Genomic DNA, 25,969 nt, shown 5'->3' with positions numbered 1-25,969 from the left:
ACGGATTGTAAGTAAATATACAATTCACGGGCCTAATGATCGGCAAAATGCGATTACGGTAAAATTTTAATCTGGTGTTCGCTTCTTTTGCCAATGATTGGACAACAGAAAGCCGCGCAGGTTTAACGGCTGACCGGTCTGAAAGGGGCTGACCCCCACTGCGCTATCTCGGTCAGATTGCCGTACTTTAGGGCCATCAAACTGGCATTCGTATGGTACGCTGGCAACGCCTTGGCATAGGTTTATTCGTGGTTGGTTTCGGGCTGTGGCTGGTGGTGCTCAGTTTCAGCCAGTTCAGGCTCACCAACGCCCTCATCGACCGGGTTGTGAAACCCGATCATCGGTCCATCGTTCGGCAGCAGACAGCCTTCATGGTCGACCGGCTCTATACGAGCAACCTGGCCTTTATCCGCGATTTTCGCGGGGCTATCGATCGCTACAACGCGCAGCAGCAGGCCGCCAAAGCCTGGGATAAAGTAATCGGCGATAACTACGTCTTCGACATTACGAAGGGGGCGTCGCTGGGTATGCTCACCACCGGACAAAGCTGGCTTTGGTTCTGGCTCACCATGGGCGTGGCCGCGCTGGGCGCCCTGCTCTACGCCCTGGCGGGCCTGAAGCGACTGCCCGGTATCCGCAACGACAACCTCATGCGCCATCCGGCCACCCACCGGGGCTGGATCGGCATTGCCGTAGGGGTGTTTCTGGTCGCTTTTTATATCGCTCTGTATTTCTACCCCGAGTACATAACCAACTGGGTGCTGCTGGTTGATCCGATCAGCCGGGCGCTCAACGGCGGACCGGCGAGCCGCTGGTTTCTCTACGGGTTTCTCTACACCCTGGCCATCCTGGTGATGGGGGTTCGGATGCTGGTGCACTACCGCCACAGTCCCTACCAGCAGCTGCGCACGGCCTCGGTCATGTTTTTTCAGACCGCCTTCGCTTTTCTGATTCCCGAGATTATGCAGCGGCTCAACCAGCCGTATCAGGATCTGAAAAATATCTGGCCGCTCGATTACACCTTCTTCTTCGATTACAAGATCAATGAAAAAATTCAGGCCGGCTCGTTCGGTATTTTTCTGCTCGTGTGGGGTATTGTGCTGGCCGCCGTGGCGGTGCCGGTGCTGACCTATTTTCTGGGCAAACGCTGGTACTGCTCGTGGGTCTGTGGCTGCGGTGGCCTGGCCGAAACCCTCGGCGATCCCTACCGCCACCTGTCCGACAAAAGCCTCAATGCCTGGAAAGCCGAGCGGGTCATTATCCACGGCGTACTGGTGTTTGCGGTGGTCATGACAGCGCTGATGCTCTGGACCTACGCGACGGGGCAGGGTACGGTGCTGGGCTTTCTCGACAGCTACAGCATCCGGTCGACCTACAGCTTTGCCATCGGCTCTATCTTTGCCGGGGTGGTCGGCACGGGTTTTTATCCAGTCATGGGCAACCGGGTCTGGTGCCGGTTTGGCTGCCCCCTGGCGGCATACCTAGGCCTGGTGCAGCGGTTCCGGTCGCGGTTCCGCATCACCACCAACGGCGGTCAGTGCATCTCGTGCGGCAACTGTTCGACCTACTGCGAAATGGGCATCGACGTGCGGGCCTATGCCCAGCGCGGGCAGGACATTGTGCGGTCGTCGTGCGTGGGCTGCGGCATCTGCTCGGCGGTGTGCCCGCGCGGGGTACTCAATCTGGAACTGGGGCCCGTATCGAGCCGCACGATTTAAGCTATTCTGGTCGTTGGGTGCGTAGCGATTCCGCCCGCCCAACAGCGCTTACCCTTATCTCTTTTCCGCATGGATCCTATCTATAGCGTACTGATCGTTTGCACCAACCATACCGATTTTCCCGTCAAGCCGGCCAAAACGGGGACCTGGCTGAGCGAGGTAACCCACTTCTGTGATGAACTGGTTGATCGGAACCTGCCCTACGATATTGCCAGTCCGGCGGGCGGCCCGATTCCGATCGACGAGCGCAGTCTGGAGCGCCGGGATACGACCAACGAAAAGTGGACGCACAACCCTGCGTTTCAGGAGAAAATGGCCAATTCGCTGCGGCTGGCCGATGTAAACCCGGGCAAATACCAGATCGTGTACCTGGCCGGCGGGCACGGCTCCCTGTGGGACTTTCCCGACGATCCGGCGCTGCAGGCTATTGTACGGCACATCTACGAACGGGGCGGCATGGTGTCGGCCGTTTGCCATGGCGTGTGCGGGCTGCTCAACGTAACGCTGTCCGACGGGTCGCGGCTGATTGCCAACCGGCAGGTAACCGGCTTTTCCAACGTCGAAGAAAAACTGGTTCGACTGGATGAGGAAGTGCCGTTTCTGCTCGAAGATCAGCTTCGGCAGCGCACCACGCTGTACAGCAAGGGCCTGATTCCGTTTTTGCCCCACATCGAAGTCGACGAGCGGCTCGTGACGGGGCAGAATCCGCTTTCGGCCCGCAAGGTGGGGCGAAAGGTAATGGAAGAGATGTACGAGAAATAACGGATTGGCCTCCGTCGGAAATCGGCTGCCGGCTAGGTATGCCGCTGGGCCAGCTGCGCCCGGATGCGGCTCAGCGACGGCCCCCGAATACCCAGATACGACGAAATATGCCCCAGCGACAGCCGGTTGTGTAGGTCGGGGTAGGTAGTCATAAAATCGATGTAACGTTCTTCGGCCGTTTTGGTCAGCAGACTTTCCGAGCGGCTCTGGGTCAGCACAAGGTATTGCTCGGCCAGCCGCCGGCCAAACCGCTCCCAGCCGTGCGATTGCGCATAAAGCCGCTGTAGATCGTCGTTTTCAATAACCAGCAGCCGGGCGTCTTCCATGGCCTCGATGCTGTAGGGGCAGGCCGTCTGAGTCACCATGCTCTTGAGCGACGCCAGAAACTGCCCGTCGGGGATAAAGAAAAGATTATGCTCCTGGGCCGAAACGGGGTCGAGGTAATAGACCCGGAACAGCCCCGACAGCACAAGGCCCACATGCCGGCATACCGAATTCCGGAAATTGAAATAATCGTGCCGGGGAATGGTACGGAGTGTCCAGTAGGGGGCACCCAGCGCATAATCGGCGTCCGACAGATCGGCAAGCTCGTTGAGCTGCTGCCGCAGCAGGGGATAAGAGTCAGAAAAAATCATGCGTAGGGGCGCAGCCGGGCTATTCTTTTAACATAAGTGAAATTTCGGTAAAAATGGGTCAATTACCTTTGTCCTACACGAGTCAAAACAGCACAACTATGAAAATCACGCGTAATGCATCGGCCCACTGGGCTGGTACCGGTAAAGATGGTAAGGGCACGGTAAGCACGGCCAGCACGGTGCTGAACAACACCCAGTATTCGTACAACACGCGCTTCGAAAACGGCGCGGGTACCAATCCCGAAGAGCTGGTGGGTGCGGCTCATGCCGGCTGTTTCGCCATGCAGCTTGCGTTCAACATTCAGCAGGCCGGTTTTGCCGCTGAGTCGCTGGACGTAGCCTGTGCGATCACCCTCGAAGACGGTGCCATCACCAGCTCGAAACTAACCCTGAACGCCACTGTTCCCGGCCTCGACAAAGCCAAATTTGATGAGCTGGTCGACCATGCCGAGCATAACTGCCCCATTTCGAAACTCTTCAACGCCACCATCACCGTCGACGCTACGCTGGCCTAAGCCCGTGTCGGCAGTTGGCATCGCTGATGCCGGTTGCGAAGCCGCCCGTGTACAGACGCCCAGCTGGGCGTCTGTACACGGGCGGCTTCATGTTAACCTGGTGTCGGAGCGTTACTGGACGGGCAGGTGGCGGCAACACAAAAAAAAGGCGGCTCGCCGGCCCGATGCCGGCAAACCGCCTGTATGACCGGGCGCAGCCGGGGAAGCGCCTAGACCGATGCGTGGGGGAATACCTCGCGCAGAGTCAGCAGCTGCTGATCTTTGTCCGAAACAAGGGGATCTTTAACGCCCCAGTCGATGTTCAGGTCGGGGTCGTTCCAGATAATGCCCGACTCCGACGCTTTATCGTAGACGTTGGTGCATTTGTAAGTGAAGATACTGTCTTCGAGGGCCACAAAGCCGTGGGCGAAGCCTTCGGGAATGTAAGCCATATTGGCCAGTTTGGCGTCGAGCAGAAACGTCTCATACTGCCCAAACGTAGGCGAGTTCTCGCGCAGGTCGACGGCGATGTCGAGCACCTGCCCGCTCGATACCCGCACCAGCTTACCCTGCGCAAACGGCGCTTTCTGCATGTGCAGGCCCCGCAGCACGCCCTTCACCGAGAACGACTGGTTGTCCTGCACAAAATCCATGGGCAGGCCCAGCGAGGCAAACAATGGCTTGTTGTACGATTCAAAAAAATAACCCCGTTCGTCTTCGAAAACACGGGGAATCAGTTCAATCAGCCCATCGATGGCCGTGTGGCGAACTTGCATAGGAAAGCGTATATAATCGGTACAGAATTGGTTAAAGCCGGCTAACTAGCCCAACAAAAGTACTAAGCAGGGGGCATAGTTCGTACCTTTGGCCCAAACCTATTTAGCCAGTAGTTGCTTCTGACCGAATGACGTACGATGAATTGAGCACGCAGATTTTCGACAAACAGTCGTATTTGTGCGTAGGCCTCGATACCGACCCCCGCAAACTACCCCGCCACCTGCTCGCCGACTCCGATCCGGTTTTTGCGTTCAACCGCGCCATTATCGACGCAACGGCTGATCTGGCCGTGGCCTACAAACCCAACATCGCCTTCTACGAAGCGCAGGGCCCCCGGGGCTGGGAAAGTCTCCAGAAAACGCTGGACTACATCCCGAAAAACTGCTTCACCATTGCCGATGCCAAACGGGGTGATATCGGCAATACGTCGGGGCTCTACGCCCGCGCTTTTTTCGAGCCTGCGGCCGCAGGTCTCGACTTCGATTCGATCACGGTGGCGCCCTACATGGGGCGCGATTCGGTACTGCCGTTTCTCGATTATCCCGGCAAATGGGTGATTCTGCTCGCGCTAACCTCCAACCCCGGCAGTGCCGATTTTCAGCGGCTGCCGGTGGGCTCCGACAGCGACGACGAGCTGTTTGAAGCCGTTATCCAGACCGCCGGCACCTGGGCGGGTCCCGACCGGCTGATGTTTGTGGTAGGCGCCACCCAGGCCGATGTGCTGAACCGCATCCGGGCGCTGGCCCCCAGTCATTTCCTGCTGGTACCGGGCATTGGCGCGCAGGGCGGGAGCCTGGCCGACGTGTCGCGCCACGGGCTTACCCACGACGGTGGCCTGCTGGTCAATGCGTCGCGCAGCATTCTCTACGCGTCTGATGGTCCCGACTTTGCCGAGAAGGCCCGGGCCGAAGCGCAGGCCCTACAAACCGAAATGGCCGGCTACCTGGCCGCTGTCCGGCGCTAGAACCATGCAGACGGAGTCATCCATTGTCATCGGCCCGGCTACCGAGGCCGATGTGCCGGAACTGAACCAGCTCGTCAACAGTGCCTACCGGGGCGATACCTCGCGCCGGGGCTGGACCACCGAGGCCGATCTGCTCGACGGTATCCGCACCGACGAAGCCGGCCTGCTGGCCATGCTGCGCCAGCCCCATACCCGCATCCTGACCGCCCGTCAGAACGGGACCCTGGTGGGCTGTGTCTATCTGGAGCAGAAAGCCGATGAGCTGTATCTGGGTATGCTGTCGGTGGCACCCGACCGGCAGGCAGGTGGCCTGGGTCGGCAGCTGCTGACGGCGGGCGAAGCCTATGGTCGGGCGGTGGGATGCCGGCGGGTAACGATGACCGTGATTTCGGTGCGTCGGGAGCTGATTGCCTGGTACGAACGACGGGGGTATGCGCCCACGGGCGAGAGCCAGCCCTTTCCGGCCGACGAACGGTTCGGGATCCAGCGACAGCCGCTCCGGTTCATCGTCATGGCCAAAGCACTGGACTGATCGTCAGGTCTGATCGGTGTATCGACATGAACAATTGCCTTTTCTGGTCGGTTAGATATTGCTGCAGCCCCAGTCTGGATTAAACCCTGCGGGGCCAATGCTGTCTTATCGATGCATTACGCAGTTTAACCTAACACAGAAAGACCATGAAAACCATCCATTCAGTTACCATACTTGTTCTGCTGGCTGTTCTGACGCTGGCGCAATCGACCCAGGCTCAGCAACGCCGTCGCTGGAGCCCACAGGCCAAAGGGGCCGTTATCGGCGGTGCTGCCGGTGGTGCCGTTGGTGCCATCATCAACAAACGCAACCGGGTCGTTGGCGGTCTAATCGGTGGTGCCGTTGGTACGGCCGCCGGTTATGGTATCGGGAAAGCGAAAGATAATCGCAACAAGGCCGAAGCGGCCCGTGTGGCGGCTCTGAACCGCGCGGCCGAAGCCGAACAGCGCGCCCGTCTGGCCGAAGCCAAAGCCGAACGCGCCCGCATTGCCGCTGCCAACGCAGCGCCCAAACACGGTTTCGGCGTATCGCGCCCCGCAGCCGTAGCCGCGGCCCGAACAGCCGCCGTGCCCGTTACGCTGGCTGCCACCACCTTTGCCGCTACCTCGGGCTTTCTGCCCAACACCAGCATGGGCAACTCCGACGCGCCCTACTCGTCGTCGGAATACCGCCGGAAAAGCTGGTAAGCTAGTTCGTACCCGACCGGCAGGGGGCGCAACCGTCTCCTGCCGTTTTTATACATCCCGTTCACAAACACAGTCAACTTATGAAAACGATTCTGTACACGCTGGTTGGCGCAGCTTTGCTGACCAGCTGTAATAAAACAGACGAGGCTGTTTCGGTGCAGTCGCTGAACCAGCAGTTTATTGGCGCCTGGAACAGCAAAAACGCCGATCAGATCAACAACATGCTGGCCGACGACATCGACTTCGTGCAGGGCGAGGCCCATTTCAAGGGCAAAGGCGAAGTGTCGAGCAAATGGGTGAAAGAAACCCTGCCGACGCTGAGCAGCCTGAAAACCAGCGTGCTCAGCTCGGGCACCGATTCGCAGATTGCCTACGAAGCCGGAACTTTCTCAGTCGATGTGCTGCCTGAAGATGGGCAGCAGGTACGGGGCTACGGCGAAGGCAATTTTATCCTGCTCTGGAAAAAAGGAACTGACAACACCTGGAAACTGAGTTATGCGCAACTCGAAGATATGCCGGTTCGGGTGAAGTAAGCCCAACGGGTTTTTTACCAGCAGCGCCCCGCATCACCTAAACTGATGCGGGGCGCTGCTGTATTCAGGGCTGACTGGTCGGTTGGCCGAAGATGGCCCTGGTCCTTACAAGTCGCTGTCGTCGCCGGCATGGGCACCGCTGACAATCTGCACGGCTTTATCGATCAGTTCGTCATCGACGCCGTCGATGGTCAGGGTATCGTTGGCTACGTCGCTGACGATCAGCACACTGGCCAGGTTGATAGTGGGGTCGAGTTGCAGGAATGCGTCGCGAAACTGCTGCTCGATCTGACGGTCCTGTATTTTGTTGGCTTCGTCTTCGAGCTGACGGCCGATGCTTTCGTGCGTCTGGTCCTGATTCATGGGTAGGTTTGTAGACTAAAATGATCAACGAAAAAGTGTGTAAAGCCGGGGGCTGCCTGTTTGGCATGAACCAGACACGACCGGGGCTAAATACCAGCACAAATACGCGAACGCCGGCCCGAAAAAAAAGTTATTCGCACAGTTTTACGCTGGCTGCGTTGCCGGAGGCCCTGACGACTGGGCTACGGGCTGCAGCATGCCGCTGACAATCAGGTACTGCGCCAGCAGGTAGGTCGGCATAACGAAGAAGCGCACAACGGCATTGGGCGTGCCGAAGCGCTCCAGAGCCAGCAGGTAATCGGAACAGACAAACAGGCAGGCGCCGGCAAAAACCGGCCAGAACCGCGCGGGGGGCACGGCCTCCCGGCGGCAGAGCGCGGTCAGGGTCATGGCCGTGATGGCGGTCATGTACAGCAGCACGGGCAGGCGCAGCGCATCGGGCACCAGGGGAAACAGACGGGCCATCAGCGCTCCGATCCCGGCCAGCACGACCCCGATCAGCACCCAAGTCCGGGAGGAGGGGCGCCGGGCATCTAACAGGAACGCGCGGCTGTAGAGCAGCTGCATGACCAGAAAAGCGCCAAGCCCCAGCTCGAACAGACCAGGCCCGCTGAACAGCAGCAACACGTCGCCCAGCCAGGCGAAGGCCAGACCAAACAGCAACGCGCGCGTTTGCGGAGTCCGGTGCGCGCGCGTCTGCTGCCACGCATACGCGCCGAGCGACAGCATCAGCAGCGGCTTGTAGCCATAGGCCGGTACGTCGGACAACGTCACATGGACGATGTCGATCACGGCAACTACGGTGAACAGCCGAAGCCAGAACGAACGGTCTTGAACGAGCATAAAAAAAGGCGGGTGAATTAGCTTACGCAAAGTAAACCAATTCACCCGCCCGATCAATGTAGCTGGCCATCGCCGGCGCTGCCGGCGTTAGCGCAGCAGTCCGTCGCGCCGGGCCCGGTCGCGGACGCGCTGGGCCCGGGCTTTACTGTCGGGGTGATCCGATACGATAGTCGACAGACCACCCCCGCCACCACCCTGAGCAGCCAGTTTCTCAAACGAGGTGGCCAGCGCTACGACGTTATACCCGTACTTTTTCAGGAAACCATAGCTGTAATCGTCGGCTTCGGTTTCCTGCTGCCGGCTAAACTTGGCCCCGAGCAGGTAATCGGCCACTCCGCCGGCCTGACCCCGCGCCAGTGCGCCGATCGTACCCGAATTGGCCGCTACGGCGTTCCGGACTGCCGACCGCCGGAGCGAGCTTTTCATGGCATCGCGCGTGTCCTGGTTCACGACGTGTCCCATCTCGTGACCCATTACAGCCAGTAGTTCGGTATCGGTCATGAGGTCCATCAGGCCTTTGAAAACCCGCACACTGCCGTCGGCCGTGGCGAAAGCGTTTACATCCTTGACCATGTACACCTTGTAATTGATCGGGATGCCGCTGATGGTCTGGTGCCGCCGGACAATCCGGTTGAGCCGCTGGGTATAGGGGTCGGAGGGACCGGCCACGGGGTTCTGGGCGTCCATCTGCTTGACCGCCTGTTTAGACAGTTGAACAACCTGGGCGTTGGAGAGGGTGGCCGAGTTGATGGCGTCGAGGCCGGCCTGCAGCAGGTTGCCCGCGCCCTGAGCCTGTGCAAACAGCGGAGCTGCTACGATCAGGGAGATTGACAAAAGAATGCGTTTCATAGTGAGTAAGCTGGTTGGATAATCCGGTGCCTGTGCAGTACCGGGTGCGTAGCCGCCCGCCCGTTGGCCGCCGGCTACACATACCTATGTGACTGTTGGGAGGGGTAAATGGTTTAACGAACTGAGCGTAGAAGCCCGTCAGATCGGTTTTTATCCGGCGGGAGCGCGCCTGCCATAAATCAGGTGCCGCCCTGACGGCGGTCAGCCCGGCAATGCCCCGGCGGTCGTTGTTTTGTGCTGTCACTCAATCGACGCACAATCATGGTAACGATCAACCAACCAACCAGCGCATACAGCCCACCGGCCACCGTCGCCCAGAACCAGTCGTTGTTTGCCCGCTTCAATCAGCTGATGGCAACCCTCGAATTCAACCGCATCGGCTGGGCCGCCACGGCGGTCATTATTCAGGGCTGCGTGCTGACCCCGGCGCTGCTGCTGGTGATGTTCAACTTCAACGGGGGCGACTGGCAGCTGCTGACTGCCTTCCTGTGTTTTCTGCTGGTACTGATACCGGTGTTGTCGGCTATGCCCGTCCGCTACTTCATGCCGGCCTTTGTGTTCAGCGCCCTGATCCACCTGGCCATCACACTGATGGACCTGCTGTAGGCGGCTGCCGTTTCGATTCTGCACACAACCCCAACCGACGCACTCTATGAAAACCTTTGTGCTGGCAACCGATTTTTCCGAAGCGGCCAATCAGGCGGCCGATGTAGCCATGCACCTGGCCACTGCCCAGGGGGCGTCGCTGGTGCTGATGCATGCGTTTCACTTCTGGCCCGACAACCCGGCCGAAAGCGGTTTCGATTTTCCGCTGAGCCGCACGGCCATGTTCGACGATAGTGAACGGCGGCTCCGCCAGCTGGCCAACGAACTGCAGGCGCGCTATGGCACGGCAGTACCCATTCGGCACCGGACCCGCGAAGGCCATACCCTTGCCTCGATCCACGCCGTGGTTTACGAAGAGCAGGCCGATCTGCTCATCATGTCGACGGCTGGCAGTGCGCCCCAGAGCGCGCAGCTGCTGGGCAGCGTTGCGACCGATCTGATTGCCGATATCGAGGTGCCGCTGCTGCTGATTCCGCCCGGCGCCCACCTGAGTGCCGTTACGAACGTGGTGATGGGGGTAGACCTGATAACGCCCCCCGATGTGCTGGCTATGGAAACCGCCCTGCGGTTTGCCCGGCAGGTCGGATGCGTTGTCAACGTGCTGTGCGTCGACCCGCTGCCGGCCAGCGCCGGGCGCCACGAGCAGGCCGAGCTGATTCGCCGGCTGATGGGTACGGTGCCGCATACGCTGACGCTGCTGTCGGGAGACGATGTATGCGAGGTGCTGCTGGCGTTTGCCCATGAGCAGAAAGCCGATCTGATTGTGATGATGCCCCAGGCCCACAACTGGCTCAGCCGCCTGCTGACCGACACCCGCACCGAGCGTCTGGCCCGTCTGACGGATATTCCGCTGCTGGCCATCGGTTGAAGCCGGCTCAACAAACAAGGGGGGCGACCGATAAACGTGCACCACGTTTATCGGTCGCCCCCCTTTGCTGGTGGTTGGTGTATCGTTTCGTGGGGGGCGGATGGTACTGGCACCATCCGCCCGCCACGCAATTAGTTGTCAGTCAGGCCCGACGGTTTGTTTTCGAGTAGCCGGACACAGCGCCGGCGCTCCAGCCGGAAGTCGTTCCGAACCCCATCAATCAAAATTGCCGACAGGCCCTTTACGTGCAGCCGGATATCGGTACACCGGCTGTTTTCGTCGGAAATGGTGCAGCGTGTAACGGGGCAGATAACACTCCGCAGCAGGCGCCGTACGCGCATTTTAAGCCGGTGGAGGGCCTGAACATGCAACTCGTAGGCGGGCAGCGGAGCCAGCTCGGAACGATTCGCCAGCTGTTTGAGCAGGTCATCGATCTCCTGATCGCACTGCTGCAGTGACCGCGACCACAGCTGCTGTTGCTGCTGGCACTGGCGGTTAAGGGCGGATATGGCTGGGTTAATCGGCATGTTGGGTGCAGGGTTTGGCTAACGGATCAAAGTTGGCGGGTAGCCAACGGCCGTCTAATCGCCCGGATCATAGGATCGTATGAACCTGGTCAGGCGAAGACCTGCGGCCCGTCAGGTCGTCAGCAGTTGCCGGGCGATGTGCGTCAGCGTGGCGGGGTCGGTAGACCCTTCCTGTCGCCATAGCTCCGTGCCGTGCTGGACCAGCACAAAGGCAGGCGTAACGTGAATATCGAAACTGGTCATAATCTCCGGATGAAGGGCCGTATCGACGCGCAGCACCCGCAGCCGGGGGCCAACCCCGTGCTGAATGGCTTGGGCCAGCCGCTGCGCCGAGGCACGCTGCCGCAAATCACCCCAGTCGGGCGGCATGAAAAACAGCAGGGTAGCTGATGGCAGCAGCGCGGATTCAGCAGAAGCGTTCATAAGGAACAGACCGATGGAACAAACGAAGAGATCATGCCCGGCAAAAATAGGACTACCGTCAGGCCGGCGGGCTGATCGGCGTCAGCCACCCAGGTGATTTTCGTAGCGGCTTAGTCAGATTCGCCGTATTTTGGCCGCATACGCCGGTACACCCCGGCTGCAACGCGTTTCGAGTCTTATGGAACCCGACCTATACACCCCCGAACTGTCGGCGTTGCTCTTCGAGGAGAACGACGATTTTGTCGGTATCTACGACCTGCTGGATGAACGATTCGTGCGGATCAACCAGGCGGGGGCCCGCCTGCTTGGTTTCGACTCGGTACCGGCACTGCTCAGCGACCCCGTCCGGTCGCGGTCGCTGCGCACCCAGCCCCTCACCGCCGACGAGCGGCTGGCGCTTTATAACCGGCTCGACGCGGGGTTTTATCAGGAAACCACGCTGATTGGCCGGCAAAACGGCCCTGCCTTTCTGGGGCGGCTCAGCATCCGAACCTACATGGCCGGCGAGCGTCGGTTTGCACTGGTACGGCTTATCAGTCAGGAGCAGCTGCACCGCACCGAGGTCGAACTCGAGCACAGTGTCCGGCGCTACGAAGCTATCTTCTCCAGTGCTACCATCGGCATCGTGGTCTGCGACGAGCAGGGGCATATCGTATCGGCCAACCTGATGGCCGATCAGCTGTTTGGCTACCCGGCGGGCGGCCTGCTGAATCAGACAATCGAGCAGCTCGTGCCCACGGGCGTCAGCCGCTACCACGAAAAACTGCGCCAGTCGTTCAACGAACGGCCGCAGGTGCGCGCCATGGGGCACAACCGCGACCTGCACGCCCAGCGGCTCGACGGGTCGGTGTTTCCGGTCGAAATCAGCCTGAGCTACTTTCGGCTCGAAGACGAACTGTATGTGGTGGCCTACATCATCGATACCACCCTGAAGAAGGAAGCCGAACGGCAGCTGCTGGCCCACCGCGACCACATCGAGCGGCTCAACAGCGACCTCGAGCAGAAAGTGGCCGACCGGACACAGGCGCTGCTCAACACCCTCGACCAGCTCGAGCAGTCGAAAGACGAGCTGGCCCGGGCGCTGGTGGCCGAACGCGAACTGGGCGAACTGAAATCGCGGTTCGTGGCCATGGCCTCCCACGAGTTTCGAACCCCGCTCACGGCCGTGCTGTCGTCGGCATCGCTGATCGAGAAGTACCCCGGGGGCGATCAGCAGGACAAGCGCCAGAAACACCTCGATCGTATCAAGTCGTCGGTGAAGCACCTCAACGATATTCTGGAAGAGTTTCTGTCGGTCGGGCGGCTGGAAGAAGGCAAGGTAGAAACCCGGCCCGTGGCCACCGATGTGGCGCGGCTGCTGACCGATACCAGCGCCGATATGCAGGCACTGCTGAAGCCGGGGCAGCGGATCGAACCAACCGTCGACTGCCCCACGCCCATCTGGCTCGATTCGTCGCTGCTGCGCAAGATGGTCGTCAACCTGCTCTCTAATGCCCTCAAATATTCGGGGCCCGATACGGTGGTCGGCCTGTCGGCTGCCTGCCGCGATGGCTACCTGACACTCACCGTTCAGGATCAGGGTATCGGTATCTCCGACGAGGATCAGCAGCACCTGTTCGAACGCTTTTTCCGGGCCAAAAACGCGACCAACGTAGCCGGAACGGGGCTTGGCCTGCATATTGTGGGCCGCTATGTCGACCTGATGCGCGGCCAGGTATCGCTGCGCAGCGAACTAAACAAGGGTACAACCGTAACCATTCAGCTCCCCTATGACAACCATTCTGCTGATTGAAGACAACGACGCGATTCGCGAGAATACGGCCGAAATTCTGGAACTGACCGGTTACGCGGTAACGACGGCCGAGAACGGCAAAATCGGCGTTGAGAAAGCCCTGCTTCAACGCCCCGATCTGGTTATCTGCGATATTATGATGCCGGTGCTCGATGGCTACGGGGTGCTGCATATCTTCAATAAAAACCCCCAGCTGAGCGGTGTGCCGTTTATTTTTCTGACGGCCAAGACCGAGCGTACCGATTTCCGGAAGGGCATGGAACTGGGGGCCGACGATTACCTGACCAAGCCCTTCGACGAATCGGAACTGCTGAGCGCCATTGAGGGCCGGCTCAACCGCTTCCGGCACCTGGTGCCGGCCGAACCGGCAGCTACCCCCGCCGATCTCGACCGCTTTCTCGACGAAGCCCGCCAGACCGCGAGTCTCGATAGTCTGTCGATCGATCGCAAGGTGCACGCAGTGCGCAAAAAGCAGTATGTGTATTCGGAGGGCGACGAGCCGACGCGGCTTTATTTTCTAAAATCGGGAAAAGTAAAGACAATTCGGACCAACAACGATGGGAAAGAGTTTATCACGGGCCTCTACCATGCCGGCGATTTTTTCGGCTACTTCGCCCTGCTCGACAACCGCGAGTACACCGACTCGGCCGTTACCCTCGATGACTCGGAACTGATCTATATTCCGGAGGCTGATTTCCGGCAGTTGCTGCTGGCCAGCCCCAGTGTGAGCCAGCAGTTTATCCGGCTGCTGGCCGGTCGGGTGGGCGAGCGCGAAGAGCAGCTGCTGGGGATGGCCTACAGTTCGCTGCGCCGGCGCGTAGCCGATACGCTGCTGCGGCTCCACGAGCAGCAGCCCGATAGCCCCATCCAGCTCTCGCGCGACGATCTGGCCGCCATGGTCGGCACGGCGACCGAGTCGCTGATCCGTACCCTGAGCGAGTTTCGGCAGGATGGGCTGATCGATATGGGCGGCTCGGGCGGCATCCGGCTGCTGCAGCCCGATCGCCTGCGCCGGAGCAACTGGTAGGCATGTATCACCACGGCCGTCTGGCCTCAATCTGCCAACCCATGAGTCTGTATACCGACAGCCTGGCGACCCTGACCCGGCAGTTCTACGGCAATACCCACAAAACCGACCGCATTATCCGGGCCAGACACCTTATGGATGCCCAGCTGGGTAATCCCATCACCCTGGCGCAGCTGGCGGCTATAGCCTGCTGTTCGCCCTCTCATTTCTGCCGCGAGTTCAGGCGGCTCTACGGGCTGTCGCCCCGGGCGTATCTGATCCGCAAACGCGTGGCGCGGGCCCGCCAGCTGCTCGCCCGGCGCGAATCGGTGCTGGATGTATGTCTGGCGGTGGGCTATGAAAGCATCAGCACGTTCAGCGGACTCATTAAAAAGCAGACCGGTCGGCCGCCCCGCGCTCACAAACGAGCAAGATTGAAGAACTAAGTCAACCGGCGGCCGCCCATCTTTACGGACAACCAAATCTGACCGATAATGCGTATCGATGTATGTAGTCTGCTGGTTTCCGATCAGCAGCGAGCCCTGGCGTTTTATACCGATGTGTTAGGGTTTACCCTCAGACGGGCCGTGCCGATGGGCGAGATGCAGTGGCTGACGATTGCGTCGGCCGAACAGCCCGACGGGGTGGAGCTGTTGCTGGAACCCATGCAGTTCGAACCAGCTCAGGTGTACCAGCGGGCGCTCTACGAGGCCGGCATTCCGGCCATGGTCTTTACCGTCGACGATGTAGACAAAACGTACCAGCAGTTAGTGGAACGGGGTGTTCAGTTCAGCGTACTGCCAACGGATATGGGGCCGGTCAGGCTAGCCGTGCTCGACGACACCTGCGGCAACCGCATTCAGCTGGTCATGCTGCGCTGAAGCCCCGGCGGTCGGGCTGTCAGAAATCAGTTCGTGGCCTGATCGGGCGCAGGGTACCGCGCGGTGGGTTTAACCACCTTTGCCGGGTCGGTACAACTCGCAACCATACAGCATAGCCATGAACATCGCCTTCTTCAGCGCCCTGCCCATTGAGTCTCACTGGTTTGATCAGTTCCGGGGGATGCACCGGCTTACGTACCTGCCGCAGACCCTGACGGCCGAGACCGTTGACCAGGCGGCTGGTCATGACGCCGTTTGTGCCTTCGTCAACGATGACCTGAACCGCACGGTGCTCCGGCGCCTGCACGCACTGGGCGTTCGGACGGTGGGGATGCGCTGTACCGGACTCGACAACGTGGATCTGCGGGCGCTGGCCGAGCTCGACATGCAGCTGCTGTCGGTGCCGGGCTACTCGCCCTATGCCGTAGCCGAACAGGCGGCCACGCTGCTGATGGGACTGGTGCGGCACCTGCCCGAAGCCAGCCGCCGGGTCAGGGCCGGCGATTTCACGATCGAGGGGCTGCTGGGCACCGACCTCCACGGCAAAACGGTAGGAGTGGTGGGCACGGGCCACATTGGCCAGGCTTTTCTGCGCATCATGCAGGGCTTTGGCTGCAAACGGCTGGCCTACGACCTCAATCCAGACCGGCGGATGAGCGAAACGGGGGTGCGCTATGTGGCGCTGTCGACCCTGCTGGAGGCCGCCGATGTAGTGTCGCTCCACTGCCCGCTTACCACGCTCACTGACCACCTGATTAATGAGCAGACGCTCTCGCTGATGAAGCCTGGCGCGTTGCTGGTTAATACGGGGCGGGGGCGGCTGGTCGACACGACGGCGGTCCTCGATGCGCTCGACAGCGGCCAGCTGGGTGGCTATGCCGCCGATGTGTATGAAAACGAACGGACTTATTTCTACCACGATTTCTCCGCAACCCCCATCCCCGACGAACGACTCAACCGGCTGCGCCAGCACCCCCGCGTGCTGCTGACCCCTCACCAGGGGTATTTCACCGACGATGCCCTGCAGCAGATAGCCCGCAGTCTGCTCAACCAGTTCAGCTACGCCGACAACCAGCAGCAGTCGCTGGCCACGCGGGCATCGATGTGCTGAACTCCGGGCCGCGTAGGTCGGGCCGCGTAGGTCGGGCCGCGTTGGTCGGGCCGCGTGGACAGGCTGTTTGTGCCCGCAACGACTCCTAACCGTTTACGCCCATGACTACTCCCCTCGAAGTGTATCCGATGATGACGCTACCGCTGATCCGGCAGCATTTTAGTGAGCAGTTTCCCTATCTGCAGCTGTCGATCTCGGCCGATAGTCAGCTGCCGCATCCGTTTCGACAGCCGTGCTACAGCTGCTTTCTGATCGAACCCGGGATGACCGTGGCCGAACTGGTCGACAACTTCAGAAACTGCTTTGGCCTGACGGCGCAGGTACGACGCTGGACGGGCGCCAGCTGGCACGATACCGACGACACGGTCAACTGGTCGCTGGCCGAGCAGAACCGCAAAGGCAGCGAGTCGGTAATGCCGGCCATGACCTGCCATCGATAAGGTAAAGACGGGTTTTTTCGGACCTGCCCAGACCGGACACCGACGCTGTTGGTGCCCGGTTTTTTCTTGTAATCAGCGGCCGTGGCAAAGCGGAATGGGCTGGCTGGGGTCGGCCCTGAAGGCCGTATACGGGTAAAGGCCGCGCCCGATCAGTAGCAGGGCTACCAGCAGCGTAACCGCCGGCAGGGTTCGGGTGAGTCGGTGCCGCAGCAGGGGCGTAAGGCGGCCGGCAACCAGTTGCAGCCCCAGCAGCGCGGGTAGCGTGCCTGACCCGAACAGAAGCATATAGCCGATGCTGCTGCCTACCGAAAAGGTGGCGAGTGCGCCGGCCACGGCCACATAGACCGAACCGCAGGGCAGCAGGCCGTTGAGCCAGCCCAGCAGCAGCACATGACCGAACCGGGGGTGCCGGAGCAGTCGGCTCATGGGGGCCGTGAGCCAGCGCGTCACTACTACCGACCAGCGGGCCTGCGGCACCGACCGGTGGAGCGCCAGCCAGCCCAGCAGCAGCAGTCCGGCCCCGATCGATACGGGCTGCTGCAGCCCGCTCAGCAACACACGCTGACCCAGAAGGCCCACCACAGCGCCCAGCCCGGCGTAGGCGCTGAGCCGGCCGGTATGGTAAACGGTCCGGACGAGCCCCCGCTGGCCCGGCGCAAACCGGCCCACGGGCAGGGCCAGTACCAGCGGCCCGCACATACCCAGGCAGTGCAGACTGGCTGCCAGACCGGTCAGCAGGGCCGGTAGCCACCAGCCCGTCATGGCAGTTGCAGGCTGCGTTCGGTGTAATAACTCCGCTGCCCGTCCGACCAGGTGAGCTGCGCCCGCCACAGGCCCGCCGGCCGGTTCTGCATGGCGAGCGTGGTGGTGGCCGACCCTGCTGGCGATAGGGTTAGCCGGATGTCGGCCCGGCGATTGGCGGGGCAGTACAGGAGCAACGTACCCTGCAAAAGCGAATCGGGTCGGACAATGTGTACCTGGCGGTGTGGGGCGTCGACCTGGATGTAGGCATCGGGGTCGAGGTGCCGGGCGTTGGCTACCTGGTCGATGTGCTGCTGATAAGCCAGTTCATCCTGGTAATAATCGTCGCGCACCAGGTCGACCTGCTGGCGACTCATCCAGAAAACCATCGTGCCGATAAAGCCGGCAAAGACGATGAATACCAGAACGATGCTTTTTCCCCAGTTCATGATTGAGTGATTGGTGAATGAGTGATTGGTGAATGAGTGATTGGTGAATGAGTGGTTTGAGATTGAGTGATTGGTGAATGAGTGATTTGAGATTGAGTGGTTGAGTGATGGTTATTGAGTGGTTGAGTGATGGTTATTGAGTGATTTGAGGTTGAGTGGTTTGTGAATGAGCCAGAATTTTTCTGCTGGTACGCAATTCATAGCTTCGGCCTCTGGCGGTAGCCTGTACGACTCGTAGCCCGCACAATCACCAACCACTCAATCGCTCAATGCCAACGCGTATCCCGCACCATCGCCAACCACTCAATCGCTCAATGCCAACGCGTAGCCCGCACCATCGCCAACCACTCAATCGTTCAATGCCAACGCGTAGCCCGCTCAATCACCAACCACTCAATCGCTCAATGCATACCCCTCAGTGAACACCCGTCGCCGGCCCCGTGAAGGTGGTGTTGAACTGGTTGACCAGGCGACCATCTGACAGGACATCGATGGTCAGGGGCGTAGTTGGCTGATGGATTGTGGTGTCGGGCAGGGTAATGAAAAACAGGGCTTTGGTGAGTGTGCCGGGCAACACCTGCGTCAGCGGCTGCACCAGCCTAAGGGTAGCCCCTGGCCGGTCGACCCGAAGCGTCAGGGGCAGCGTATGGTAGGTTTTGTTGATGATATCGGCTGTGTACAGGTTCTGAATCTGACCGGCCGGCGTGCGCTGGTAGAGCTGACCCGGCGCCCGCAGGATGGTAACGTCGAGGTCGGGGCGGCTCAGCAGGCCGTAGGTCATCACGCCCAGCAGTACCAGCAGCAGGGCGGTGTAGGCCCCCAGCCGGGCCGTTATTCGAAAGCCCTGTCCCGTTTCGATACCCTGCTGTGAGTCGAGCCGGATCAGGCCCCGGGGGCGGCCGATCGTGGTCATCACCTGATCGCAGGCGTCCATGCAGGCCGTGCAGTTGATACATTCCAGCTGCGTGCCGTTGCGAATGTCGATGCCCGTCGGGCAGACCTGCACGCAGAGGGCGCAGTCGACACAGTCGCCGGTTTTGGGGGCCGGTGCGGGGGCGGTGCGCCGGCGTTTGCCCCGCGGCTCGCCCCGAACAAAGTCGTAGGCAACCACGAGCGAGTGGCGGTCGAGCAGCACGCTCTGCAGCCGGCCGTAGGGGCAGATGGTTGTGCAGACGATCTCGCGCAGGTGGGCAAAAACGGCGTAGTAAACCCCGGTAAATACCAGCATGGCCAGCAAACCCAGCGCGTGCTGGTCGGGCGGGTCGCTGACGAGCTGTTGCCAGGCGTCGCGCCCGATCACATACGCCAGAAACACATTGCTGATGCCGAAAGCCATCAGGAAAAAGACCAGGTGCTTGGCGGTTTTCCGGATGAGTTTATCGGTGGTCCAGGGGCCGGCGTCGCGTTGCTGCCGGGCCTTGTGGTCGCCTTCGATCCAGCGCTCGACGGTGCGGAAAACGCCCTCCATGAAGATCGTCTGTGGGCAGGCCCAGCCGCAGAATACCCGGCCGTAGATAACCGTAAACACCGCGATAAACACCACCGAGGTAATGAGGCCAATGGCGACCAGGTAGAAATCCTGCGGCCAGAACGGTACGCCGAACAGAATGAACCGGCGCTCCAGTATGTTGAACAGAAACAGCGGGTGACCGTCGACCCAGACGAAGGGGCCGGCAATCAGCAGGGCCAGCAACACCCCCGCCACCACCATCCGCCAGCGGGTATAGCGGCCGGTGGTGGCGCGGGGATAGAGCCATTTGCGCTCCCCGCTGGTCAGCTGGTTGGGCAGGTGCGCCCGAAAATCATCGGGGCTGGCAGCGGGTGGTGTGGGGTTGGCGTGCATGGGGCTGGATTACCGCTGGGCAACCGTTTGGGTCGATGGGGCGGCTACGGGCTTTTCGGGAGTGCCCTGTGGCGCTTTGGCACCCGGCGGGTTACTGCCCTGCAGCGACAGAATGAAGCTGGCCACCTGCTGCACCTGGAGCGGATTGAGCTGCTTTTTCCAGGAGAGCATGCCTTTTTCGGGCACCCCCTCGGTAATGGTGTGGAACACCGCTTTCATTGACCCGCCGTGCAGCCAGTAGGCATCGGTCAGGTTAGGGCCAACGCCCCCCTGCGCCTGCGCGCCGTGGCAGGCTACGCAGTATTGCGTAAACAAGGCTTTGCCCGCGTCGAGCGATTTGGCATCGGCGACCTGCACAACGGTATTTTCGTTGATCGAACCGGCCACTTTACGGATATAAGCCTCGCGCGCTGCGTCGGCCAGGGCTACCTCGCGGGTGTATTCGGCCGTTTGCAGATCGCCCGCCCCGAATACGTGGAAAACCAGCAGGTAGACCAGTCCGAAGCCGATGGTGCCGTAGAACAGGGCCATAAACCAGGGCGGGGTGGGGTTGTCGAGCTCGGCAATGCCATCGTAGGTGTGTTCCATCATCAGGTCTTTTTCCTGACTGAGGTTGTGCAGACCGGCCAGCTTCTGCCAGCCCGGACGCGTATCGATGGGCGGGGGCGGACTCAGGCTCCGGCGCAGCACAGCCAGCAGGTAGATCGCGAAGCCACCTACCAGAACCATCCCGACCAGCAGAAACAAACTCAGGCTAAGCAGCAGCAGATCCTGCCCCGACGTAATGGACCAGGTCGATGCAGGGGTAGTTAGAAGCAGTACGTTCATAAGGGGGTGGCGGTAGCGAGTGGGTCGGTGGTCATATCGTCGAGGGGCAGGTGGCTCATCCGGCTCATGTGGTGGCGATCGGCCAGCCACAGGTAAAGCCCTACCAGTACGAAAAAGAGGAAGAAGGTCAGAAACGAACCGACCAGGTAGCGGTCGGCGCCGGGCAGCCGGTCGATGAATTGCTTGAACATGGGCGTTGGGGTTGGGTGGCCGGCACCGGGCCGGCCACGGTCGTTAGTTTTCCATCTTGCGGATATCGGTACCCAGCCGTTGCAGGTAGGCAATGAGGGCTACGATTTCGCGGTCTGATTTAACCTTGATGCCGTCGGCTGCCAGCGACCGGCTGATGGTGCCGGCCTGCTCCTGCAGCGTCACGCCCGAGCGGTCGATAGCGGCATCGTCGTAGGGCACGCCCACCCGGCGCAGCGCCCGCATCTTGTCGGCCGTATGCGACACATCGAGGGTCTGGTCGAGCAGCCACGGATAGGGCGGCATAATCGAGCCCGGCGACATAGACGCGGGGTCCTGCATGTGGTGGTAGTGCCAGGCGTTGGGGTATTTGCCCCCCTCGCGGTGCAGGTCGGGGCCGGTGCGTTTGCTGCCCCACAAAAAGGGATGGTCATACACGAACTCGCCGGCTTTGGAATACTCGCCATAGCGTTCGGTTTCGGAGCGGAAGGGGCGTACCATCTGGCTGTGGCAACTCACGCAGCCCTCGCGAATGTACAGGTCGCGCCCTTCGAGTTCGAGCGGAGTGTAAGGCTGTACCGACGCAATGGTCGGCACGTTGCTTTTGACCATAAAGGTGGGCACCAGCTCGATCATGGACCCGATCAGGATAACCACCAGCGATCCGATCAGCAACGGCACGGGTTTGCGCTCGAACCAGCGGTGCCAGAACGTGTCGCCCCCGGTTGGGGTGTACTGGGTGGGCAGGGGGGGCGCCTGGGCCGGTTCGCTGGCGGTCAGCGTGCCGGCGGCCATGGTTTTAACGAGGTTGTAGGCCATCAGCACCGCCCCGAGCAGGTAGAGCGTACCGCCAATGGCGCGCATCCGGTGCATGGGCAGAATCTGCAGGGTGGTGTCGAGGAAGTTGCCGTAGCGCAGCGTGCTTTCGGGCGTAAATTCCTTCCACATCATGCCCTGCGTGAACCCCGAGATATACATGGGCACGGCGTAGAACAGAATACCGAGGGTGCCCAGCCAGAAGTGGGCGTTCAGCAGCCGTTTCGAGTAGAGGGGCGTGTGATAGAGCCGGGGCAGCAGCCAGTAAAGCATGGCAAACGTCAGAAACCCGTTCCAGCCCAGCGCGCCTACGTGTACGTGGGCCACGATCCAGTCGGTGAAGTGAGCGATGGCGTTGACGTTCCTGAGCGACAGCATGGGGCCTTCGAATGTGGCCATGCCGTAGCAGGTCAGGCCCACCACCATAAACTTGAGCACGGTATCTTCGCGCACCTTGTCCCAGGCTCCGCGCAGGGTCAGCAGCCCGTTGATCATACCGCCCCACGAAGGCGCAATGAGCATGATCGAAAAGACAACCCCCAGCGACTGCGCCCAGTCGGGCAGCGAGCTGTAGAGGAGGTGGTGGGGCCCCGCCCAGATGTAGATGAAGATCAGCGCCCAGAAGTGCAGAATCGACAGCCGGTAGGAGTAAACGGGGCGGTTGGCCATTTTGGGCAGAAAATAGTACATCATGCCCAGGTAAGGCGTTGTCAGGAAGAACGCCACCGCGTTGTGGCCATACCACCACTGCACCAGCGCATCCTGCACCCCGGCATAGACCGAATAGCTTTTAAGAAAGCTGACGGGGATTTCCATCGAGTTGATGATGTGGAGCACGGCCACCGTAACAAACGTGGCGATGTAGAACCAGATGGCTACGTAGAGATGCCGCTCGCGCCGTTTGATGATGGTGCCGAACAGGTTGATGCCAAACACCACCCACATGAGCGTGATGGCGATGTCGATGGGCCACTCCAGTTCGGCATATTCTTTCGACGTGGTGAGGCCCAGGGGCAGCGTGGCCACGGCCGACAGGATAATGAGCTGCCAGCCCCAGAAATTGATGCGGCTCAGCCAGTCGGAAAACATGCGGGCTTTGCAGAGCCGCTGCAGCGAGTAATACACGCCCATGAAAATGGCGTTGCCCACAAAGGCAAAAATAACGGCGTTGGTGTGCAGCGGCCGGATGCGGCCGAAGGTGGTATAGGGCGTACCCAGGTTGGCCCCCGGCGCTACCAGCTGCGTGGCCGCCACGACGCCGACCAGCATGCCGATCAGGCCCCACACGATGGTGGCAATGGCAAAGTTGCGGACAATGGTATTGTCGTAGGCAAACGATTCGGCCACGGGGCGGGTGCCCGGGGGCAGGCCCGTAGCCGAATCGGCAGGCAGGGGCGGAACGGGGGGCGATTGAGTTGGCAGAGCGGGAGAAAACTGGGTGTTCATACGGCAGAAGAAGCCCGGCTGGGCATTGGTTGGGTGGCTGGGTAATCCGGATCGGGCACGGCCGGTACGGGTGGGGGCGCATCGTCGAGCAGCATCCGGAGCGAGGGCGTGTACAGGTCGTCCTGCTGCCCGGTGCGCATCGACCAGACGAAGGCACCCAGAAACCCAAGCGCCAGGGTCAGGCTCACGCCAATCATGACGTACAGAATAGACATATCCGATGGAATTGACTGCCGCAAAACTGCCACTGCCCGGTCCCGGCCCCGATGAGGCCCGTCAGGCCCCGACCTGACGTTTGTCAGGCCCGACCCCCTGACGCAGATCAGGCCGGCGGCTGACGGGCGTCAGGGTAGCGGGCGGGGCCGGGCTGCACATTTGCGGCATCAACGTCCTGACACGTATGAACAGCGCCCCCCGCCCCGATTCACTCCATGCCCTGCAGGCCTGCCACGCCCAGCACCAGACCTGGGCCAGTACCCTACGCCAGAGCGAGCAGGAGATCGATCAGCTCCTGACCCTGCTGGCCGATCTGCCCGGCCCTGATGCCTACCACAGCCTGAACCACCCCGCCGATGCCTACGCGCAGGCCCTGGGGCGGCTCAAAAACCGGATTCATGACCTGCAGACAGATATGGTCTGCACCGGCACCGCCTGCACCGCTGTGCCGGCCACCAGTACCCGCTGTGCCGATCCGCACTTCAGTATGCCCGTGGCGGGCAACAGCCTGATCGGAACGGTATCGGCCGAATATGTCCGGCTGAAAGAACGCTGTCAGTCGTTTCTGAGCGAACTGATGGGATTAAACCTGATCTGAGCGGCTCCACCCGCACCTTCCTCTTTTTTATGCTGATTCTGGCTTTCTTTCTGGCGCACTGGTACCTCTCGGTGCTGATGCAGACCTTTTTTCTCCACCGCTACGCGGCCCATCAGATGTTTACGATGAGCCCGGGCTGGGAGAAGTTTTTTTACGTGCTCACCTTTGTGGGGCAGGGATCGTCGTTTCTGAGCCCCCGGGCCTATGGCATCATGCACCGCCTGCACCACGCTCACGCCGATACCGAGCACGACCCCCACTCGCCCGAGTATTCGCGCAACCTGTTCGACATGATGTGGAAAACCCGGACCTACTACAACGACATCCTCAACAACCGCGACCTTATTCCGGCCCGGTTCAAGAAGGGGGTGCCCAACTGGGTCTGGATGGAGCGTTTTGGCGACCGGTGGCCGGTGCGCCTGGCGTGGGGGGCGGGCTATACGCTGTTCTACTGGCTGTTTGCCCCTTCGCCCTGGTTCTTTCTGCTGCTGCCGGTTCATTTCCTGATGGGACCGGTCCACGGGGCCATCATTAACTGGTATGCCCACCGCTACGGTTACACCAACTTTGAGCTGGCGGATACGGCCAAAAACCTGCTTCCCTTCGATTTTCTGATGATGGGCGAATCGTACCACAACAACCACCATAAGTTTGGCGGCCGGCCCAACTTTGGCGGGTTCCGCTGGCATGAATTCGACCCGGCTTATCCGCTCATCCGATTGCTCAACCGGCTGGGCGTGCTGCGCCTGCGACTCGGCCGCGACGAAGCCTATATGTAGCTGGACGATCAGATCAGCGTTTCGCTCCGGGCGACGGTACGACTCCAGACGGAGCCGCTGCCGTCGCCCGGTCTGGTTTGAGCGCCGGCCCGGCGCTGCTTACCGGCGGGCCAATGAGTAGTTCGGGCACCCATGCCCCTTGGCAGGGCAACGCCTGATACGATGAATCTTACTCCGTGAGCAAGTCTGTAAAGTTTGCCATTGCTCAGTGTCCGGTGGGAGATCGTAGGACCATTACTATGAGCTAGCGGCTTCACGAGCTAATGCACGGATCAATAAGATATACTCCAATTTTGACAGGAAAATCTAAATCACATAGGCAATAATAGAAACCAAAATATATAGGTATATATACTCAGATAGTAAGTAACAGTAAGGTGTAATTCGTATCACAGCAACTTCTGTAAGAATATAAATACGCCTGATGAAACAGATCGAATTAAGTTAATAATGTGAAACGTTTAGATAAAATCACGAAATATATTGAATGGTATTTTTTTAATATCTTATTGAAGATTGACAGCTTGGTCTCCCGTTATGTCTTACCATTAAAAATGCAATTATTTTAATTTCTATATAAATAAAGCCACAAAAAATACCTTTTAATAAATATAAATTATCTAAATATAAATTATAGAAAAATATAATTTTTTCAATAAAAAAACAAAGCATTTTTATGGTTAAATTGAAAGGTATATGTTTGAGTACTAAATTTTACTACTAGTTCTATTGCATGAATGAGTAGTATCTTACACATTTTACTTAAACAAAAATTGAACTTTATGAAATCATTGAAAAGTCTTTTTCTAATATGCGTTATATCAATTAGTCTTATTGTTCGAGTTCAGGCGCAGGATGAACCCACTACTTGGGAAACACACTTAAATTTACGCGGAGTCAATGGTATACTTAGAACGTGTTTGGGAATTGACAGAACTTGAGAGTCGTGCCAACTTTGTGGTCGCCAAACTACAGAGTTATGACCAAACAGTGGAAGCCACCGCTTCGGCGGTCCGATGACCGACCCTCAATGGGCCGCAATTTCGCCTTTTTTCAATCTCAAACGAAAGCGTAAACACAACCCCCGTCAGATCGTCAACATTATTCTATGGCTCTTACGAACGGGTTGGCAGTGGCGTAACTTACCCAACGAGTGGCCCAATTGGCAGGCCGTTTACTACTATTTTGATCAGTGGAAGCAGGATGGCACTTTCGAGCGAATCAATGTTGCCCTTAATCAACTGGACCGTAAAC

General features: G+C 59.8%; 32 protein-coding genes. 18 read left to right on the top strand and 14 right to left on the bottom strand.

Going from position 1 to position 25,969, the window contains the following annotated elements; all coding sequences use genetic code 11:
• Positions 1 to 212 precede the first annotated feature (212 nt).
• Positions 213 to 1,718: a 4Fe-4S binding protein gene (locus ACYVAC_RS00160; protein WP_461095510.1), complete on the top strand. Its 1,506-nt coding sequence runs from the start codon at positions 213 to 215 to the stop codon at positions 1,716 to 1,718.
• Positions 1,719 to 1,787: 69 nt separating this feature from the next.
• Positions 1,788 to 2,480, top strand: a complete 693-nt coding sequence (locus ACYVAC_RS00155) for a type 1 glutamine amidotransferase domain-containing protein (RefSeq protein WP_461095509.1) — start codon at positions 1,788 to 1,790, stop codon at positions 2,478 to 2,480.
• A 32-nt stretch (positions 2,481 to 2,512) separates the two neighbouring features.
• Here ACYVAC_RS00155 and ACYVAC_RS00150 read toward each other — a convergent pair whose 3' ends face one another.
• A complete protein-coding gene (locus ACYVAC_RS00150) occupies positions 2,513 to 3,115 on the bottom strand; it encodes a Crp/Fnr family transcriptional regulator (protein ID WP_461095508.1) in 603 nt (200 codons plus the stop codon).
• Between the two features lie 98 nt (positions 3,116 to 3,213).
• On the opposite strand from ACYVAC_RS00150, the gene ACYVAC_RS00145 reads away from it, so the two are divergent.
• Entirely contained in the window at positions 3,214 to 3,630 is a 417-nt protein-coding gene (locus tag ACYVAC_RS00145; protein WP_461095507.1) for an OsmC family protein, read from the top strand.
• A 209-nt stretch (positions 3,631 to 3,839) separates the two neighbouring features.
• On the opposite strand, the gene rfbC is transcribed toward ACYVAC_RS00145, so the two are convergent.
• The gene (gene rfbC, locus ACYVAC_RS00140) at positions 3,840 to 4,385 is read right to left on the bottom strand and encodes a dTDP-4-dehydrorhamnose 3,5-epimerase (protein ID WP_461095506.1); all 546 of its coding nucleotides are present in this window, start codon (positions 4,383 to 4,385) and stop codon (positions 3,840 to 3,842) included.
• Between the two features lie 128 nt (positions 4,386 to 4,513).
• On the opposite strand from rfbC, the gene pyrF reads away from it, so the two are divergent.
• The 4 genes from pyrF (at position 4,514) to ACYVAC_RS00120 (ending at position 7,101) form a co-directional block, all read left to right on the top strand.
• Positions 4,514 to 5,350: an orotidine-5'-phosphate decarboxylase gene (pyrF, locus tag ACYVAC_RS00135; protein ID WP_461095505.1), complete on the top strand. Its 837-nt coding sequence runs from the start codon at positions 4,514 to 4,516 to the stop codon at positions 5,348 to 5,350.
• Between the two features lie 4 nt (positions 5,351 to 5,354).
• Positions 5,355 to 5,882, top strand: coding sequence for a GNAT family N-acetyltransferase (locus ACYVAC_RS00130; protein WP_461095504.1), 528 nt, complete (start codon positions 5,355 to 5,357; stop codon positions 5,880 to 5,882).
• Between the two features lie 146 nt (positions 5,883 to 6,028).
• Positions 6,029 to 6,568, top strand: a complete 540-nt coding sequence (locus tag ACYVAC_RS00125; protein ID WP_461095503.1) for a glycine zipper domain-containing protein — start codon at positions 6,029 to 6,031, stop codon at positions 6,566 to 6,568.
• Positions 6,569 to 6,648: 80 nt separating this feature from the next.
• Positions 6,649 to 7,101: a YybH family protein gene (locus tag ACYVAC_RS00120; RefSeq protein WP_461095502.1), complete on the top strand. Its 453-nt coding sequence runs from the start codon at positions 6,649 to 6,651 to the stop codon at positions 7,099 to 7,101.
• A 105-nt stretch (positions 7,102 to 7,206) separates the two neighbouring features.
• On the opposite strand, the gene ACYVAC_RS00115 is transcribed toward ACYVAC_RS00120, so the two are convergent.
• From ACYVAC_RS00115 to ACYVAC_RS00105, 3 genes are all read right to left on the bottom strand, one after another.
• Positions 7,207 to 7,464, bottom strand: coding sequence for a hypothetical protein (locus ACYVAC_RS00115; protein ID WP_461095501.1), 258 nt, complete (start codon positions 7,462 to 7,464; stop codon positions 7,207 to 7,209).
• A 144-nt stretch (positions 7,465 to 7,608) separates the two neighbouring features.
• Complete coding sequence (locus ACYVAC_RS00110; protein WP_461095500.1) at positions 7,609 to 8,307, bottom strand: lysoplasmalogenase; 699 nt, start codon at positions 8,305 to 8,307, stop codon at positions 7,609 to 7,611.
• Between the two features lie 87 nt (positions 8,308 to 8,394).
• A complete protein-coding gene (locus tag ACYVAC_RS00105; RefSeq protein WP_461095499.1) occupies positions 8,395 to 9,156 on the bottom strand; it encodes a M48 family metallopeptidase in 762 nt (253 codons plus the stop codon).
• 261 nt (positions 9,157 to 9,417) lie between these two features.
• On the opposite strand from ACYVAC_RS00105, the gene ACYVAC_RS00100 reads away from it, so the two are divergent.
• The gene (locus ACYVAC_RS00100) at positions 9,418 to 9,762 is read left to right on the top strand and encodes a hypothetical protein (RefSeq protein ID WP_461095498.1); all 345 of its coding nucleotides are present in this window, start codon (positions 9,418 to 9,420) and stop codon (positions 9,760 to 9,762) included.
• 46 nt (positions 9,763 to 9,808) lie between these two features.
• Positions 9,809 to 10,630 (top strand): universal stress protein, encoded by an 822-nt coding sequence (locus ACYVAC_RS00095; protein ID WP_461095497.1) that lies wholly within the window; start codon positions 9,809 to 9,811, stop codon positions 10,628 to 10,630.
• A 131-nt stretch (positions 10,631 to 10,761) separates the two neighbouring features.
• Here ACYVAC_RS00095 and ACYVAC_RS00090 read toward each other — a convergent pair whose 3' ends face one another.
• Entirely contained in the window at positions 10,762 to 11,157 is a 396-nt protein-coding gene (locus ACYVAC_RS00090; RefSeq protein WP_461095496.1) for a hypothetical protein, read from the bottom strand.
• 111 nt (positions 11,158 to 11,268) lie between these two features.
• Entirely contained in the window at positions 11,269 to 11,580 is a 312-nt protein-coding gene (locus ACYVAC_RS00085; RefSeq protein ID WP_461095495.1) for a YbbN family protein, read from the bottom strand.
• Between the two features lie 178 nt (positions 11,581 to 11,758).
• Here ACYVAC_RS00085 and ACYVAC_RS00080 point away from each other — a divergent pair, with 178 nt between their 5' ends.
• From ACYVAC_RS00080 to ACYVAC_RS00055, 6 genes are all read left to right on the top strand, one after another.
• A complete protein-coding gene (locus ACYVAC_RS00080) occupies positions 11,759 to 13,372 on the top strand; it encodes a sensor histidine kinase (RefSeq protein WP_461095494.1) in 1,614 nt (537 codons plus the stop codon).
• Complete coding sequence (locus ACYVAC_RS00075; RefSeq protein WP_461095493.1) at positions 13,350 to 14,399, top strand: response regulator; 1,050 nt, start codon at positions 13,350 to 13,352, stop codon at positions 14,397 to 14,399. Before ACYVAC_RS00080 ends, ACYVAC_RS00075 begins: the two co-directional genes overlap by 23 nt.
• A gap of 41 nt (positions 14,400 to 14,440) precedes the next feature.
• Positions 14,441 to 14,824 carry a helix-turn-helix domain-containing protein gene (locus ACYVAC_RS00070; protein ID WP_461095492.1) on the top strand — a complete coding sequence of 128 codons (384 nt, stop codon included), beginning with the start codon at positions 14,441 to 14,443 and terminating at the stop codon, positions 14,822 to 14,824.
• Between the two features lie 48 nt (positions 14,825 to 14,872).
• Complete coding sequence (locus tag ACYVAC_RS00065) at positions 14,873 to 15,259, top strand: VOC family protein (RefSeq protein ID WP_461095491.1); 387 nt, start codon at positions 14,873 to 14,875, stop codon at positions 15,257 to 15,259.
• 118 nt (positions 15,260 to 15,377) lie between these two features.
• The gene (locus tag ACYVAC_RS00060; protein WP_461095490.1) at positions 15,378 to 16,370 is read left to right on the top strand and encodes a 2-hydroxyacid dehydrogenase; all 993 of its coding nucleotides are present in this window, start codon (positions 15,378 to 15,380) and stop codon (positions 16,368 to 16,370) included.
• Positions 16,371 to 16,471: 101 nt separating this feature from the next.
• Positions 16,472 to 16,810 (top strand): hypothetical protein, encoded by a 339-nt coding sequence (locus tag ACYVAC_RS00055; RefSeq protein ID WP_461095489.1) that lies wholly within the window; start codon positions 16,472 to 16,474, stop codon positions 16,808 to 16,810.
• Positions 16,811 to 16,882: 72 nt separating this feature from the next.
• Here the strand turns inward: ACYVAC_RS00055 and ACYVAC_RS00050 are convergent, their stop codons facing one another.
• From ACYVAC_RS00050 to ccoS, 7 genes are all read right to left on the bottom strand, one after another.
• Positions 16,883 to 17,572 (bottom strand): sulfite exporter TauE/SafE family protein, encoded by a 690-nt coding sequence (locus ACYVAC_RS00050; protein WP_461095488.1) that lies wholly within the window; start codon positions 17,570 to 17,572, stop codon positions 16,883 to 16,885.
• Positions 17,569 to 18,000, bottom strand: a complete 432-nt coding sequence (locus ACYVAC_RS00045) for a FixH family protein (protein ID WP_461095487.1) — start codon at positions 17,998 to 18,000, stop codon at positions 17,569 to 17,571. Before ACYVAC_RS00045 ends, ACYVAC_RS00050 begins: the two co-directional genes overlap by 4 nt.
• A 415-nt stretch (positions 18,001 to 18,415) precedes the next feature.
• Entirely contained in the window at positions 18,416 to 19,843 is a 1,428-nt protein-coding gene (gene ccoG, locus ACYVAC_RS00040) for a cytochrome c oxidase accessory protein CcoG (RefSeq protein ID WP_461095486.1), read from the bottom strand.
• Between the two features lie 9 nt (positions 19,844 to 19,852).
• Positions 19,853 to 20,671 carry a cbb3-type cytochrome c oxidase N-terminal domain-containing protein gene (locus ACYVAC_RS00035; protein ID WP_461095485.1) on the bottom strand — a complete coding sequence of 273 codons (819 nt, stop codon included), beginning with the start codon at positions 20,669 to 20,671 and terminating at the stop codon, positions 19,853 to 19,855.
• A complete protein-coding gene (locus ACYVAC_RS00030; RefSeq protein ID WP_461095484.1) occupies positions 20,668 to 20,862 on the bottom strand; it encodes a hypothetical protein in 195 nt (64 codons plus the stop codon). Before ACYVAC_RS00030 ends, ACYVAC_RS00035 begins: the two co-directional genes overlap by 4 nt.
• A 43-nt stretch (positions 20,863 to 20,905) precedes the next feature.
• The gene (gene ccoN, locus ACYVAC_RS00025) at positions 20,906 to 23,122 is read right to left on the bottom strand and encodes a cytochrome-c oxidase, cbb3-type subunit I (protein WP_461095483.1); all 2,217 of its coding nucleotides are present in this window, start codon (positions 23,120 to 23,122) and stop codon (positions 20,906 to 20,908) included.
• Positions 23,119 to 23,337, bottom strand: coding sequence for a cbb3-type cytochrome oxidase assembly protein CcoS (gene ccoS / locus ACYVAC_RS00020; protein WP_461095482.1), 219 nt, complete (start codon positions 23,335 to 23,337; stop codon positions 23,119 to 23,121). Before ccoS ends, ccoN begins: the two co-directional genes overlap by 4 nt.
• A gap of 185 nt (positions 23,338 to 23,522) precedes the next feature.
• Between ccoS and ACYVAC_RS00015 the strand changes: the two genes are divergently transcribed.
• From ACYVAC_RS00015 to ACYVAC_RS00005, 3 genes are all read left to right on the top strand, one after another.
• Complete coding sequence (locus tag ACYVAC_RS00015) at positions 23,523 to 23,936, top strand: hypothetical protein (protein WP_461095481.1); 414 nt, start codon at positions 23,523 to 23,525, stop codon at positions 23,934 to 23,936.
• A gap of 29 nt (positions 23,937 to 23,965) precedes the next feature.
• Positions 23,966 to 24,715: an acyl-CoA desaturase gene (locus ACYVAC_RS00010; RefSeq protein WP_461095480.1), complete on the top strand. Its 750-nt coding sequence runs from the start codon at positions 23,966 to 23,968 to the stop codon at positions 24,713 to 24,715.
• Positions 24,716 to 25,731: 1,016 nt separating this feature from the next.
• The coding region (locus tag ACYVAC_RS00005) for a transposase (RefSeq protein WP_461095479.1) at positions 25,732 to 25,969 on the top strand (238 nt) is incomplete at its 3' end.

It is taken from the genome of Spirosoma luteolum (assembly GCF_054778875.1).
The sequence above is the reverse complement of the archived record's forward strand: the minus strand, read 5'-3'. Positions and strand labels throughout refer to the sequence as shown.